This is a genomic window from Candidatus Vicinibacter affinis, assembly GCA_016714365.1.
Lineage (GTDB): Bacteria > Bacteroidota > Bacteroidia > Chitinophagales > Saprospiraceae > Vicinibacter > Vicinibacter affinis.
Genome location: JADJNH010000007.1, coordinates 381,182 through 396,237 on the forward strand (window position 1 = coordinate 381,182; position 15,056 = coordinate 396,237).

General features: G+C 37.7%; 17 protein-coding genes. 2 read left to right on the forward strand and 15 right to left on the reverse strand.

All coding sequences use genetic code 11. The features are described from left to right. Nucleotides 1–19: 19 nt before the first annotated feature. The 6 genes from IPJ53_16450 to IPJ53_16475 all read right to left on the reverse strand — a co-directional run bounded on the left by IPJ53_16450 (nucleotide 20) and on the right by IPJ53_16475 (nucleotide 4,843). Nucleotides 20–259 (reverse strand): hypothetical protein, encoded by a 240-nt coding sequence (locus IPJ53_16450; protein MBK7800692.1) that lies wholly within the window; start codon nucleotides 257–259, stop codon nucleotides 20–22. Between the two features lie 262 nt (nucleotides 260–521). After that, on the reverse strand, nucleotides 522–1,109 hold the full coding sequence (locus IPJ53_16455; protein ID MBK7800693.1) for a hypothetical protein: 588 nt from the start codon (nucleotides 1,107–1,109) through the stop codon (nucleotides 522–524). Nucleotides 1,110–1,180: 71 nt separating this feature from the next. Next, nucleotides 1,181–2,347: an ATP-binding protein gene (locus IPJ53_16460; protein MBK7800694.1), complete on the reverse strand. Its 1,167-nt coding sequence runs from the start codon at nucleotides 2,345–2,347 to the stop codon at nucleotides 1,181–1,183. Nucleotides 2,348–2,894: 547 nt separating this feature from the next. Then, nucleotides 2,895–3,227, reverse strand: a complete 333-nt coding sequence (locus IPJ53_16465) for a hypothetical protein (protein ID MBK7800695.1) — start codon at nucleotides 3,225–3,227, stop codon at nucleotides 2,895–2,897. Further along, nucleotides 3,227–4,381 carry a hypothetical protein gene (locus IPJ53_16470; protein MBK7800696.1) on the reverse strand — a complete coding sequence of 385 codons (1,155 nt, stop codon included), beginning with the start codon at nucleotides 4,379–4,381 and terminating at the stop codon, nucleotides 3,227–3,229. The genes IPJ53_16465 and IPJ53_16470 overlap by 1 nt, the downstream gene beginning before the upstream one ends. A 63-nt stretch (nucleotides 4,382–4,444) precedes the next feature. Further along, nucleotides 4,445–4,843 carry a hypothetical protein gene (locus IPJ53_16475; GenBank protein MBK7800697.1) on the reverse strand — a complete coding sequence of 133 codons (399 nt, stop codon included), beginning with the start codon at nucleotides 4,841–4,843 and terminating at the stop codon, nucleotides 4,445–4,447. Nucleotides 4,844–5,298: 455 nt separating this feature from the next. Here IPJ53_16475 and IPJ53_16480 point away from each other — a divergent pair, with 455 nt between their 5' ends. Next, nucleotides 5,299–6,183, forward strand: a complete 885-nt coding sequence (locus IPJ53_16480; protein MBK7800698.1) for an inositol phosphorylceramide synthase — start codon at nucleotides 5,299–5,301, stop codon at nucleotides 6,181–6,183. A 19-nt stretch (nucleotides 6,184–6,202) separates the two neighbouring features. On the opposite strand, the gene IPJ53_16485 is transcribed toward IPJ53_16480, so the two are convergent. The 7 genes from IPJ53_16485 to IPJ53_16515 form a co-directional block, all read right to left on the reverse strand. Beyond that, complete coding sequence (locus tag IPJ53_16485) at nucleotides 6,203–6,829, reverse strand: CoA pyrophosphatase (protein MBK7800699.1); 627 nt, start codon at nucleotides 6,827–6,829, stop codon at nucleotides 6,203–6,205. A 14-nt stretch (nucleotides 6,830–6,843) separates the two neighbouring features. Further along, nucleotides 6,844–7,632, reverse strand: a complete 789-nt coding sequence (locus IPJ53_16490) for a uroporphyrinogen-III synthase (GenBank protein ID MBK7800700.1) — start codon at nucleotides 7,630–7,632, stop codon at nucleotides 6,844–6,846. A gap of 26 nt (nucleotides 7,633–7,658) precedes the next feature. Then, nucleotides 7,659–8,558, reverse strand: a complete 900-nt coding sequence (locus tag IPJ53_16495) for a DUF4271 domain-containing protein (GenBank protein MBK7800701.1) — start codon at nucleotides 8,556–8,558, stop codon at nucleotides 7,659–7,661. 1 nt (nucleotide 8,559) lies between these two features. Further along, entirely contained in the window at nucleotides 8,560–9,249 is a 690-nt protein-coding gene (locus IPJ53_16500) for a response regulator transcription factor (GenBank protein ID MBK7800702.1), read from the reverse strand. Beyond that, the gene (locus tag IPJ53_16505; GenBank protein ID MBK7800703.1) at nucleotides 9,246–10,520 is read right to left on the reverse strand and encodes a HAMP domain-containing histidine kinase; all 1,275 of its coding nucleotides are present in this window, start codon (nucleotides 10,518–10,520) and stop codon (nucleotides 9,246–9,248) included. Before IPJ53_16505 ends, IPJ53_16500 begins: the two co-directional genes overlap by 4 nt. Before the next feature lie 99 nt (nucleotides 10,521–10,619). Beyond that, nucleotides 10,620–11,036 (reverse strand): hypothetical protein, encoded by a 417-nt coding sequence (locus tag IPJ53_16510; protein ID MBK7800704.1) that lies wholly within the window; start codon nucleotides 11,034–11,036, stop codon nucleotides 10,620–10,622. A gap of 205 nt (nucleotides 11,037–11,241) precedes the next feature. After that, nucleotides 11,242–12,042: an inositol monophosphatase gene (locus IPJ53_16515; protein ID MBK7800705.1), complete on the reverse strand. Its 801-nt coding sequence runs from the start codon at nucleotides 12,040–12,042 to the stop codon at nucleotides 11,242–11,244. Between the two features lie 213 nt (nucleotides 12,043–12,255). On the opposite strand from IPJ53_16515, the gene IPJ53_16520 reads away from it, so the two are divergent. Further along, a complete protein-coding gene (locus IPJ53_16520; protein ID MBK7800706.1) occupies nucleotides 12,256–12,669 on the forward strand; it encodes an OsmC family protein in 414 nt (137 codons plus the stop codon). Between the two features lie 54 nt (nucleotides 12,670–12,723). Here the strand turns inward: IPJ53_16520 and IPJ53_16525 are convergent, their stop codons facing one another. Both IPJ53_16525 and IPJ53_16530 read right to left on the reverse strand, forming a co-directional pair. Further along, nucleotides 12,724–13,479, reverse strand: coding sequence for a response regulator transcription factor (locus IPJ53_16525; GenBank protein ID MBK7800707.1), 756 nt, complete (start codon nucleotides 13,477–13,479; stop codon nucleotides 12,724–12,726). A 71-nt stretch (nucleotides 13,480–13,550) separates the two neighbouring features. After that, nucleotides 13,551–15,032 carry a HAMP domain-containing histidine kinase gene (locus IPJ53_16530; protein MBK7800708.1) on the reverse strand — a complete coding sequence of 494 codons (1,482 nt, stop codon included), beginning with the start codon at nucleotides 15,030–15,032 and terminating at the stop codon, nucleotides 13,551–13,553. Between the last annotated feature and the right edge of the window lie 24 nt (nucleotides 15,033–15,056).

Sequence of the window (15,056 nt, forward strand, 5' to 3'; positions counted from 1 at the left end):
ATAAAATCAATAAATGTTATTATTTCCAATTTTTACATTGAGCATTTACCTTATTCACATCCCTTTCATAAGACCAATCGATGTTAAAATATAACCCACATTCTTCGATATTACTTTCAAATTCCTGTATATCCCTTACATATGAAAGAGGAATTGTATAGACCAAATACCAGGATGTATTAGCGTAATAGATAAATTTGGGGTCGGAATGAAGACCTTTCCTGAATCCATTAAATATGCTTAGTGTAGGTTTTTTCATCTGCAGCTGTACTTTAAGTACCATAAACTAATCCGGCATGCATTCATAATCATAACGAATGAAAGGGGTAAATAATGAGTGCTTGAGAGATGTCCTCATTTAATTGGTTCGCTTTGTGTCGGTTCAAAAATAAGAATAATTGCTAAGATTCAGGTGAGTTCAAAAATAAATCAACAGAAATTTAATCCTAACCAGCTCAAGTAAATCATTTAGTATGATTACCAATAATTAAATTTAGAATAACTTATTTTTTTAATATTGATTAAATAGTTGGGTAAATATCCTCGTCTCTTTTTTTTATAACTAAACCCTTATGGAACATTATAATTTCTGGAACTTCAATTGATCGAGTATAACGATTATCATTATTAAACATATCATGAAAAAAAAGTAAAATTTCTGAATCAAAATCCAACATATGGCTATTCTTAGATAAATCCTTTGTTTTATGACGATGGACAATTACATCAAATTCCACACTGTGTGCAAAATGAATTTTAAGTGAATCCCATTGAATCGGATCTAAAATTAATTGATTATACTTTCCTGAATAGTTCGAATTTTCAGCACAGGTATCATTAAATTTCAGTAAAAATGAATTATTCAACTTTGATATTGTCATTTCAATGCTGTATTCATTGCCAATTGAATCACAACCTAATTCTGTTGAATAAACCATTATGTTTTTAGAATTTGAAAATTTATTTATTTTTATAAAAGCAAAGGGTTCATTAGTAATAAATAAACTGTCTTTCTTTTTAAAAATTAATTGGCTGTGTTCATTTACAAAAATTGTGGTGGCAGATTTTTGACAACCTGTTAGTAGAAGCAAAATAAATATTACAAACATGGTTTGGTACATTTAGCTCATCCATTGGTCAAATTAATTTAGATCTGGGATTTTTGAGTGCTATCCATTTGTTAAAAAATTCCTTCCAAATCATTCCAAGGCCTTATTGTAGCAAAGCCTCTTTGCTGTGATTCATTCCCGCCATAAATCAGCCACGACCTGAGTTGCAAATCAGCATTTGAATGTTTTTGAAAAAATTGAAGATTTCGAAAAAATGAGTTATTAATGGTAGATGCAGATTTAATTTCTGCTATGGTGTAACCGTTTTTTGTCTCTGACAACAAATCGATTTCATGTCCATTGCTTTCTCTCCAATAATAAAATTGGGGATTCCATTCCTTTTCGAATCCCTGTTTCATGATTTCAGATACTATCAAATTTTCAAACAGGTGACCCCGAGAAAAATGAGTTTGAAGATCTCTTGGTGAGGAAATGCCTAATAGATTTGCTACTAGTCCCACATCGGTAAAATACAGTTTTGGAGACTTGGCCAAACGCTTGGAATAATTTTGAAAATATGGAGGTAGTAAATAGCAAATATGACTTGCTTCCAAAACACCCATCCAGGCTTTAGCAGTTGGTGGTGAAATTCCTGCGTCACTTGAGAGGGATTGGTAATTAAGGGGCTGACTTATTCTACCTGCACAAAGACGCACAAAATTTCGGAAAATCACCAAATCCTGGACAGCGGTCAACTGCCTGACATCACGTTGTAGATAAGTTTCAAAGTAGTTTGGATAATAATCTAAAGGAGATATTTCAGAACTAAAAATTCGGGGATAAAAACCCTTGAAAATGGTTTCTTCCATGGTATCTGACATCCAACCTGCATTTTTTAATTCACGAAAAGAAAAAGGAAACAATTTAAACAAAGCAACCCTACCAGCCAAACTCTGAGTGATGCTTTCCATAAGTTGAAAATTTTGCGATCCACTCAACAGATACTGCCCAGCAATGCCATCATCATCTACTTTTTGTTGGAGATAATTAAACAAATGGGGAACTCTCTGGACTTCATCCAGAATCACATAACGACCATAATTTTCCAAAAATCTACGAGGATCTTGTAAAGCAAAATCCTGAATATCCGGATTTTCCAATGAAACATATTGATATTCCGGAAACATCGATCTTAAAAGGGTTGTTTTTCCAGACTGGCGTGGTCCAGTCAAAGATACAATAGGAAATTTTCGGGACATCTCTCTAATCCTATCCTCAATATTGCGTTTGATAACCATTTGAGACGACATTTTATGCAAATATAAAATTGATTTTTATATTTGCATAAAAAGGTCAAATTTATACACCCTGAATTTGTACAAACAGATGAATAATTACAGTCCATCCAGTGGGTTCTGAATTTAATCCGCTGAAATCTAATTCTACCAAGCTGAAGTAAATCATTTTGTACGATTACCCATAATTGTACTTTAAACAAATTATTTTTAAGTTTCCATAAATAATTTAGCAGATAAGTAAGTCTCTTTTTCCTATCTATTAAGCCCTTCTAAACCAATGAGAATTCTGGAAATTTAAAAAACAGATTCCAGCATTCGTTGTAATTAAACTTATTATCAAAAAGCAGCTGAACTTCAATATCCATATCCGGCAATCTGTTCTTGACCTTTAAATATTTGGTCTTAATTCGATGGATTGCGACCTACTCAACATCTGTACATACGTTGTCATAAATATCTTTTAACCTCTTTACAATTTTGTCGATCCAATGGGCAGCCAAATATTCATGATCTGCAGCTACTAGCTTCACACGTTAATGGTTGTTCATTAATAAAATTTGTATAAAATGGTAATTTCACCTCTCGTAGAATTTAAAGCTTTATATTCAATTTTAAATGGGTTATCATACCAATCTCCATTATACAGGAGTGTGTCGACTTTTCCAGGTCCAATGATGAAATCATTTACCTTTGCCATATCATCTATCATTCCCTTCAATTTAACAACACATTTGTAAGGATGTATTTTATTTTTGTCTAAATAAAATTCTTGATCCCGAGAACAATCTTCTATTTTTATAGAATCAAAGTTATTTAAGCATGAATTTAAAAATAATAAATTAAAAGCGATTAATTTGTAAAATAGATTACTAAATTTCATTAGTTACAATTTTGGAAAGTCAAAACAATTTGGCTGTTTTGATTTATAGTTCCGTTAAGATTTAATGGAAAGATAAATCTAAGGAGCCCTTGATTTAATTCATTTAAAACAAGATTGGTTAGTTCTAAATTTGAAGCATTTGGATTATTAATGGCAATTTTTCGACCACGATCATTATTATGAAAATCCATACTAGCTTCCAGATCTGGTCCAAATTGAATCCCATTACAATTTTCGTGGGCATCGGCGAATAATTTTGCATTTACTGATCCACAAGATTTAACATTAAGTGCATTAAAATATGCATGTCTAAACGCATCACTACAATCATTAAGTCTATTTGACCCAAAGATATTTATGGTGGTATTTTCTGCAATCTCCTTATTATTTTTTATTGCGAGAGCGCAAGAAATATGTCTCCAAATCAATTTGCGTTCACAATCATTTATGCTCTCTTGAGGAATATCATCAATGTTAAAAACATCTGGATCATCTAATAACTCAAGAGCTAATTCAACCTCTATATTTGAAAGATTATATAAATTCCTAATACACTCCACACCAACAGGTTCGCCATAATCAATTAGTGATGCAGTCAAGCATTTTTTAAATTCTTCATAGTTTCCCTTAAATTTAGTATTACAAATTGTAACCAAACCTGCTAGTTCACTAGTAAATCCAGGATTATCGCCGCAATCCTCAATATAATGACCTAGATTCAAACCACCATTATTTCCTCCACCGTTGGAATTCCCATTACCCGAATTATTCCATCCATCTTTTAATCCATTTGTTCCACGATACCCACCCCTTCCGTTAGCACTGCTATTCAGAATTTCCGGGCATACTACAAAATTTTGACAATTGATATGTTCACAAAATTCTCTTGATTGTAATTCACCAAAAGTAATTGGACCACAGGGTATTCTAATCCTCTCGCAAATCTGAATGATGAAACATGGGTCTGTGCGTGGCATAAGTATATTTATAGTATCATTTGGGTCATGAACAATACTGTCAATTACCGCAATACATTCGCCACCAATAAATTTATACCCTTCTAAAATATAATCATCCCAATCAGTGTAAAAAACAACACCATCAAAATTGGGTTCTTTAGTCCTATAGTTATTATTACTATTTATCCCACCCATTTTTACAAAATTTTCGTTTGGAATTACATTGCAAACAGCTAAAAAATAAGAACCAGCTGTGTCTTAAATGATTACTAGTGATCTATTATTTGGGCTAAATGTTGTGTCTGTGGTACTGTATTGATCTTCACAATAATAAGCACTTTGATAGTTTTGTAGAATAGGCACTTCGATTACTGTTTGCATTTTTTGATCATCATAATACATTATTGCCTTTGACCAATCTGGTGCTTTATTGTAGCTTTCTAAACTCGAGGAATCTGTTCTTTGTACCAATACGTTTCTATAAGGTAATTCCTTTGATCTGCTTTTCCACTTTGAAAATAAGTATTTTGCATGAATTGACTCATTTTCACTTGGTCGAGTATAAGAGTTGATTTCTTTTTCACATCTGGTAAAAAATAAGAGAGTAAAAATAAAAAATAATAAGTAAAATTTGATCAATAAGTTTGTTGAATTCATATACAAAAATTTATTAAACCAGTCAAAAGGCATAATTCTATAATAGTCGTCCAATTAAAAACGTTCTCTCACATTAAATGTTGCTCCCGAAATAAGTCATTTCTAATTCCTCTCATGTTAAGTTTCCTTTCAAGAACATTGTAAATACCAAAGCAGGTTTGTCTGCCGGACAATAAGCCAATTATATTCTGGTATCCAGAATATAGCCACTCTTCATTCCCGCTGACAAAAACTTTTGTAGAGACCAGGTGAAGGGAACCCGGTATTGAATTAAAGCCATCGGCAAGATATTAAAATTAAATATACAATGGATATTTTCTTAATTTCGCCGTCTTGAATTTTTTATACCAATAGGTTTTAAATTCAATAGGCTATTCTTTAGTTACAGTGAAAGATCCATTTATTCGGATACTGTATCTATTAGAATGGATGGTTTAAAAAGTGTTGAAATCAAAATGAACCGGATAAAACAAATTTATTCCTTGTTGCGAACTGAAGAAAAACTGGCACTTTGGTTTTTCTTGCCCATGAGTTTTCTGACTTTCTATTTTGTAGGTGAAAAGGGTTACCCCAATGGCGCACGGGAAAGATTCTTCATCACCTTTATCCTGATGATCATCTATGCCTACGTCCAGTTAAAATATCAGGACCGAAAACCCGTGCAGGTGTTCCGGGACATTGCCCCTTTTTTCTTTTGCATTGCCATCTATACCAATCTTCATGATCTGGTCTATTTTCTACATCCTACCAATATTGACGACCGGCTCATTGCCATCGACCAGAAACTGATCGGCTACCAACTGTCGGTAGAAGCTTTAAAATACAGACCTGTTTGGCTGATCAAATGGCTTGAAATCAACTATTCTCTTTTCTTCTATTATCCCGTCACTCTTGGATTGATATTGTATCTGAAAAATAAAAAAAAGGAATACCGGGAATTTCTGGTCACCATCATGCTTACTTTTTTTACCGGTTATTTCTTGTATGTAATTTTTCCTGCGGTGGGTCCCAAACATTATTTCAAAGAATTGTTTCACAACCCTGCCTTGTTGAACTGGAAGGTAGAGGAAAATATGTACCAGTTTTTTCACATCAGTGAAGGAGTAAGGCGGGATGCTTTTCCTAGTTTACACAATGCCATCACCGTTCTGGTGATGAGTTTTGCCTTTAAATTTGAACGAAAAATATTTTATCTGATGTTGCCTTTTGCCGCTTCATTAATTGTGGCAACCGTTTATCTGGGCCATCATTACATGATTGATGTTTTTGCAGGCTGGTTGCTGGCTGCCTTGGCCTTCACCTATTTTCCAAAATTTGAACAACAGGGTGCATTGGCCTAAACCCAGGCCTTTATCATTTCTAAATGGTATGGATCAGCTCTCTTAATTCTTCCAGAATCATGGCCGTTGCGCCCCAGACCCAGGCATCTTCCAGTTCGAAGCCCGGAACTTCAATTGAACTTGCATAACTGGTCTTCAGCTTTCTCCTTGTATAAAGATCTTCCTTGATCAAATGCCGCACCGGACAACGCAGTATGTCGAAGACCTCTGATTCCTGAAGGACAAAATCGAGGTCGCCCTCATACCAGCCAATGTAAGGATATACCAGGTTGTTGCTGACAGGAATGTATAATTCGGAGAGGGCACCCACTATCTTGATGTCAGAAGCCGGAACGCCAATTTCCTCCTGAGTCTCTCTCAGCGCAGTAAAGAGCATGTTGTAATCGCTTTCCTCTCTTCTTCCTCCGGGTAAACTCACCTGACCCTTGTGTGGATCATGAGCACTCACCGGATTTCTCTTGATCAATGGAAAATACATCTCTTGCTCATCCCCCATGAGTAAGACCATCACGGATGCCCTTGTATGGTCCTCAGCAGGAAGTTCATCGAGCCTATGGGGTAAAGGAGACATACGGGAATGGGCATTTCTACCTGGTAGTGACCGGCTCAGCCGGTCTGCAAGATCTGATATGAAGCCCGGACGCATGGAATGCTGGTTGATTATTTGTTGGATTTCTTGAGATACTCATCCAGAGCCATGGTCATCGATGGCGTCTGTGGAGAAGGTGCCTGGATGTCTAGAATGAGCTTAGCATCGAGCACAGCCTTTGCCGTAGCGTTCCCAAAAGCAGCTAACCTTGTAGCCCCCTGTTCAAAATCCGGAAAATTTTCAAAAAGTGATTTTATGTCCAGTTGGCTGAAAAACACCAAAATGTCGTATTTAATGTCCTTGAGGTCGGACAGGTCGGCACTTACGGTGCGATACATGACCGCCTCCTGGAATTTTATTTTAGTAGATTTTAGAAAATCGGATACTTCACTGCTGCCGGTGTCTGAACAAGGGAGGAGGAAGGTTCCTGCATCTTTATGTTTGTTAAATGCAGTCGCAAGTTCGGAGATATTCTTAGTCCCGTGAAACACCTTGCGCTTTCGGAAAATGATGAATTTCTGGAGGTAATTGGCAATGGTCTCAGTGGTGCAAAAATATTTGCACATTTCAGAGATCTTGACTCTGGACTCCTCAGCGAGTCTGAAAAAATGATCCACAGCATTCTTACTGGTGAAGATCACACAAGGGAATTCATCATGACGTATCCTTTGTTTGCGAAATTCTTTTTCAGTAAGTCCATCCACCTGAATAAAAGAACGCCAGTCCACCTGTACGTTATACTTATTCTCAATCTCAAAATAGGGGGATCGTTCGGGTTTAGGCTGTGAGACCAAAATGGTTTTCACCTTTTTCAGTCTGTCGGCTGGTGTGGTCGCAATGGTCGTCGTTTTCGTCGGCATTTACTGCGGCATTTTTGCTGTGCCTCCTAGACCGACCTATGAAAAAACTCATAAAGCAAAGCCAAGGGAGCGATTTCGAAGGTGCAAAGGTACAACAAAAAATGAAATATTGAGTTTCGCCATAGGTTGGTAGCCAATAAAATTTCTTTTAACTGTCTGAATGCATAACTAAGGGCCAAAAAAGCAATAAACCACCACATAAGCTTTCGCGACCAATCGGAATTGGAAAAAGCCAGGATGAAGTCGATGGGGATCAACAAGACACTCAGCATGCTGCCATAGCTGACAATGTTAAAAAGATATCGGTCCGTTTCCCTGCCGATTCCAAAGACCCAGCCGATTAAACGCAAGGAAAGGTGACGAATCAGGTAAATGCCACTTACGCCTAAGCTGATGTACAAAAGGATCAAAGGATGCAGACTGCCTTTCCAGAGGATGAGTCCCAGATAAATAAATATGCTCAAGCCTGCAAAATAGAGGCCATAAAGTATAGGAAAGATCAGCCTGTTTTCTTCTTTGCTCTCCCGGTACAGCAGATTCATAAAATTGAGATTCACATTGCTCCGGTAAAGCTTGATCAAAAAATTCCGGTTGAGATTCAGGGCAATGGACATCATAAAAGTCAGGAAGAGGAGTAACCAGAACAGGATGCTCCGGATCTCTGTGGGATCCTGTCTTACAGACATCCAGTTTTTGAAGACAGACTTAAAATAGCCAGTTTCTACGGCAAAATTTACTTTTGCTGCAGCCGGACGAAGTTCAAAAGGATTCCTAAACACCGCACTGGTGTCCATTGAAATTTGACCGGTGTCCGGAGAAGCAGTATTATTGGATGAGCGTATTTCAAAGGGATTGGCACTCTGAGCCCACAGCCCCTGAAGACATAGGCTAAACACTAGAAGGAGGTATCTCTTAATTAATGGCATTCTAAGGACATAGAAACTTAAAACCTATACCATGGATGTTGTCGATTTTAATAGCCGGATCCTCACTCAAATATTTGCGCAGTCTGGAAATAAAAACATCCAAACTCCTGCCCATAAAATAATCATCTTCCCCCCAAAGGCTTTCCAGTATTACAGACCGTTTAATGACTTTATTCTTGTTTTTAAGCAGGAAATCCAACAGCTCACTTTCCCTTTGTGTCAGGATGCGCACATTGCTGTCCTTAATCAACTGATATTCCAGCGGAAGATATTTATACAAACCAACGAAAAGTTCCTGTTCTTGCGTAGGCGCTTCAAATACTCTGCTCCTGCGAAGGAATATTTCAATTTTAAGAATGAGTTCCTCTATACTGAATGGTTTGGTAAGGTAATCGTCTCCACCTAATCTTAGGCCGTGTATACGGTCTTCCTTAAGGGACTTGGCAGTCAGGAAGAGAATGGGTATTTGCTGATCTTTCTTTCTCACATTCTCTGCAAGTGTAAATCCATCCATTTCGGGTAGCATTACATCAAAAATGCACAAGTCGAATTTTTCATTCTTGAACACCTCAAATGCGATGGCGCCGTTTACACAATGGACCACTTCATAACCCTGAAGCTCCAGGTGATCTTTGGTGATGAAACTAAGGGTTTCATCATCTTCTGCATAAAGTAATCTGGCTTTTTTCATTCAAAACTGTTTTTACATGTGATCGTCACCGTAGTTCCCTCTCCATAAACACTCTGCAAATTAAGTTCAAATTCGTGAGCATCGCAAATTCTTTTTACATAGTAAAGACCAATTCCAAATCCTTTGACATTGTGTACATCTCCGGTGGAGACCCGGTAAAACTTTTGAAACAACTTATCCAGGTCGTGCGCTTGTATGCCAATGCCTTTGTCTTCGATCTCAATGATCAGATTGTCTTTAATATTGGAAGTCCTGATGGTGATCTCAGGATTGCTTTTGCTGTATTTTACAGCATTGTCCAGCAGGTTGGAGATGACATTCGTCATGTGGAAACGATCTGCCTTCATCCGGAATTTGTTTGCATCCAGAAACATTTGCAGGCTTCCGCCCCCATCGCCCAGTCTGAAAGCATACTGACTGCTGCATTGTTTAATGAGTTCGTGTAAATCCAATTCCTCTTTGTTAAGCGAAAAAGAAGAAGATTCCATCTTGGCAATCTGCAATACCTTTTCTACCTGATCATTCAGCCGCTGATTCTGATCCCGAATAATCTGAGCATATTGGGTCAAACGTTTATCATCTTCAACGAGTGGATGATGCAAAAGCACATCGGCAGATATTTTAATAGAGGAAATGGGGGTTTTAAATTCATGGGTCATGTTGTTTACAAAATCTCTCATCAACTCCGAATACCTCTTTTGTCTCAAGATCACTATGATGGCAGCACTGAAAATCGCACAAGCGATAAACAACAAGATGGTGGAAAACCAAATGGATTTCATCTCTACCCACAGAAATGATTTTTTCTCAGGAAAGCGTACTACGAAATAATAGTTCTCCGGTTTTTTCTTACCCTTGTTCTTCTTTACCGTTACTTTCTTTTCTGTCTTTGCCACAAGACAACATTCGCTGAATACCAGTTCATTGGTATTGCAATTATAAATGCCGTATTCAAATAAAGTGGTGATGCCCTGCTTATCAAATTCAGTCTCCAGATAAGTCTGCAAAATTGCCTGATCTATTGGAGAGTTTACATTGACCTCGTAAATGTTTGAAGACTCCATCTTAATCAAACCTTTTTCTGGTAATTTCACACCGTTGTATTTGGCAATTTCAACAGCTGTATTTCTCAATGCTATGTTTACCGCACGATGAAACTCCCCTTCTTCCTTGTTGTAATTTTTAAAGATGTAAACACCTTGCATTATAAAAATACCAATAATGGTCAAGGCACCCAGGAAAACAAGAATTCGGATTTTGAAGGAGGACATGTTGGAGTAAATAACTATTTAGCGTCAGTAAATAAAACCAAATAAAACGGTTTCATCATCAAACAAATTTGCAAATCAATGACAAAGAAAGAAGGGTAATTATTTTTCTACAATGACACAACGGCTTAACACGACGTCCATTAATTTTCCGGTACAGATTCCCTTTAATTTTAATTCTGTACCAGGTTTATATTTTTGTTTAACGGGATCCGTTTTTGTATCAAATTCACAAATAACTCCACCCATCGGCGAGCCGGATTCTAAGGACAGGCCGGTCATACCCGTGTCGTTTACGACAGTTCCCTGAACTTTTCCACTTACCAAAATAATTTTGTTGAGATATTTTTTGTTTGCCTCCTCTTCATTGGCATCAAACTGATTGTACAGATCTTCCGCGGTCATCGAGAAGTCCTCCTTCATGTCTTTCATGACATCGAATGGTTTGTTGTACATTTTGTAGCCTATGTATCCGCCTATGGAAATCACCAAAAGAACTATAAGAGCCCACTTTTTCATTTTTTTTAAATTTGTTGTAAACTTACTATAAATACAACTGCCCGGAATCCATTTTTACTCATTCCAGGTTCAAAACTAAACGAAAATTCAGTTAAACAATTGCTTTATCGAACAATCATCAATCCAATAGATAGATTTCCAAACAATCATAATAAATAAAACCATGTTACTTCTGACCAAACCATGCCCCAAAAATGGATTTGGTCTATGTATGATGCGGATTGACTGCTTTCGAATGGCTAAGCAGAATACCATGAATAGCAGAATTTCCGCCTACAATATGTTGACTGTAGAGGGGATCCGCAAGACCATCCATGTCGGTGACCACTCCTCCTGCTTCTTCCACCAGCAAAATACCCGCGGCCACATCCCAGGGGTTAATCATGGCTTCATAATAACCGTCAAACCTTCCACAAGCAGTATACGCCAGATCTAAAGCGGCGGATCCTAGACGACGAAGTCCTCTTGCTTCTTCCAGAACCAATTTAAGAAGTACAATAAGGGAGTCGATGTTTTTGCGTGCATATGGAAAACCGGTGGCAACAACCGCATCTGACAATAAGGGAGTGCTGCTTACCTGAATTCTCTTGCCATTCATCCAGGCTCCCCCTCCTTTCCAACCGTAAAAACATTCATTCTGCATGGGATCATAAATGGCTCCCAGGATAGGTTGCCCATTCCTGACCAATGCGATGCTGACACAAAAAACGGGAATATGCTGAAGAAAATTAGTCGTTCCATCTAAAGGATCAATGACCCAGGTATATTCCTTTCCCGACAATTGTTCGGTTGTACCTTCTTCCGTAAGAAATGCAGCCGATGGAAAAATTTCCTTCAGTTGTGACACGATCATCTTCTCAGTCTCCTTGTCCACATAAGTGACCAGACTGTGTTTTTCTTTTACTTCAATGTGCGCCGATGTAACACGCTCTAACTCTCCTCGTATGAAACATCCAGCCTCTTTGGCTACAGAAATGAGTTTATCACAGAGGTCCTGCAATTGAATTGTCTCCATCTTATTTTTAATAATTGCTCAAAAGTATAAAAATTTAGTTGGCTTATTTTTGTGAGGAATTTTAGATTAATAGAAATGTAGTCCAAACAATCATATTTTAAAATCGGTCTGATGCAGGTAAATAGTAAAATATGATTTTGAAATCTGTCTATTGAACTAAACCATCTACCGGGTGTTTTGTTTTTTCAATTCAATAAAACAAAGATGATAAGAACCGCAAACGCACAATGGCAAGGATCAGGAAAGGAAGGAACCGGAAACCTCAGCACTCAAAGTGGAATCCTTAACCACACTCAGTACTCTTTCCTGTCTCGATTTGAACAAGGTATTGGTACCAATCCTGAAGAATTGGTAGCCGCGGCCCATGCAGGCTGTTTCAGCATGAAATTAAGTTTTGTGTTGGGTGAAGCCGGATTCAAACCAGAACTGTTAGAAACGCAGTGCCGTATCAAGTTTGAAAATGGAAGCATTGTATCTTCTCATCTGGTCCTGAATGCAAAAGTGGAGGGAATAGGAGAAGAAGTTTTTGCGGAATGTGTGCACAATGCAGAAAAAAACTGTCCTATTTCTAAGTTGCTGAACACGGCAATTTCCGTAGAATACAGTCTAAACAAATAATTAGGTGAGAAAATCTTAACTCAAAAATTTGTAATGAGTTAAACTTCGGAATGATTATAGTTCCGAACCTTCTTCACCGTGGATGATCATTCTGAATCCATTGCCATGTATGTTGCTGATTTCAATATTTGAATCATTGGCAAGGTATTTTCTCAACTTGGTCACAAACACATCCATACTTCTGGCAGTGAAATAATTGTCTTCTCCCCATATTTTCGATAAGGCTTCAGAACGGGCGAGAATGTTATTGCGATGCTCACAAAACATCTTGAGCAATTGTGCTTCTTTCGGACTTAGTTTTACTTTATCGTGTATTTCTTCGTTGTCTTTCAGATACAGAACCCGCAATGGAAAATTAAAATGATACTTCCCGATGATGTAGTCGTTTACTTCTTCAGAAGGATTGGCTTTATTTTTCTTAGCCCTTTTAAGTATGGCTTGCACTCTGTAAAGCAACTCCTCAGAGTTAAATGGTTTAGTTACATAATCATCAGCGCCTATCCTGAAACCCTCCACAATATCTTCCTTGAGTGTTCTGGCTGTAAGGAAAATGATGGGCACTTCTGCACTCTTGGTACGAATGTCTTTTGCTAAAGTAAAACCATCCTTTCGCGGCATCATAACATCGAGGATGCAGAGGTCATAAGTACCCCGTCTGTACTGCTCAAATCCATCGATACCATCCACTGCTAGGTCCACATCGTAACCATGCATTTCAAGATAGGACTTGAGGACGTCCCCGAAATTACGGTCGTCTTCAACCAACAAAATTTTGGTGTTTGGTGTGTTTTCGGTATTTGCTGCAATCATAAAGTGAGAATTATACTCAGTTACTAACGTTTAAAATTGAAAAATATATACTATCCCTTTAAAAATTTGGCTTAATTGGGAAAATAAAGCGTAAAAGTTGAACCCTTGCCCAAATCAGAACTGACTTCTATTGTTCCATTATGGGCTTGTACCATTGCTTTTACATAGCTCAATCCAAGCCCAAATCCCTTCACATCATGCAAATTGCCGGTGGGAACCCGGTAGAATTTTTCAAAAATCATCTTTTGAGCCTCCTTGGTCATTCCTATTCCAGTGTCTATTACTTTAATCTGAATTCCCTTTTTCACATTTTCGGTAACAATCCGGATGGATGGTGACTCCATTGAATATTTATTGGCATTGTCCAACAGATTGTAAATTATATTGGTCATATGCGTTTGATCTGCCCTGAGAATGGAATTAGTGGCCCCAAGCTCTTCGTGGATTTGTCCATTTTTCTGATTCACCTGCAGGCTGATATTTCTGACCGCTTCCAGGATGATTTCATGAATATCCAATGGCTTGAGATTTAATTGAAAATCATGTTTATCAAGCAAAGCCATCTGCAATACCTTTTCAACCTGACTCAACATCCTCCGGTTCTCTTGTTTGATGATGTCCATAAACCTCCTGATTTTGTCGGGAGATTGTATGATCATGGGGGAAAGAATGGAGTCCGAAGCCAATGAAATGGTGGCAATTGGAGTTTTGAATTCGTGCGTCATGTTGTTGACAAAATCATTCTTGATTTCAGATAATTTCTTTTGTCGAAAGATCACATAAATTACATAAATGAAACAACCCAGAATCAATCCGGTCAACAATAATGACAAGAATACTATGGGCAGGACAGATTTCCATAACCAGGATTGCTTGGTCGGAAATACCACTTTCAGGATACCGGGAGATCCGCTGGCCGTAGAAAACAGGGCAACACGATAGGAAGTTTCTGTCAATACTTGATTGTCGTCCACATTTGAAGGGGAAGCATTGGGGTTGGTAGCCAGATCAACTACGTAATTTTCATTCAAAATGACAAAACTTTTATGAGCATTGTCGTACACTCCAAATGAATATTTCAAATTAAGATTGAGTTCATCAAATTCATGTTTCAACAGGGCGGCAAGTTTTTGTGGATTGATTCGTTGTTCCAAACCTGCCGGATGGATTCGCAATTCGCGGTCTATCATTTCCACAATTTCCCTCTTTTTATCCCAGCTGTATTGTGGATCAAGCGAACTGAAACTGCTGGAATCCATGATGGCCGAAATTTGATTGCTCATCAATAAGGTAGCATATTCCAAGAGGCGCTTTTGATCTTCAAGGGGTCTGTTGCCCTCTTGTATCCATTTTTCAATTTGTGAAAGTTCCCAGTTCTCTTTTTCTTTTTCCAGTTTGTCGGCGACTCTTTTCAAAGCCGTGATGATGTGGTCATCAAATTGCTTTTCATTGAGCCTGACCGACCAATTGATCCAATAGAACTGCAGGATGACTGTTCCCAACAGAGCAACACCCATCAAACCTATTACCAGCCAAATTGCTTTTTTATTCATTGCGGCAAAGATGGGACAACCGAA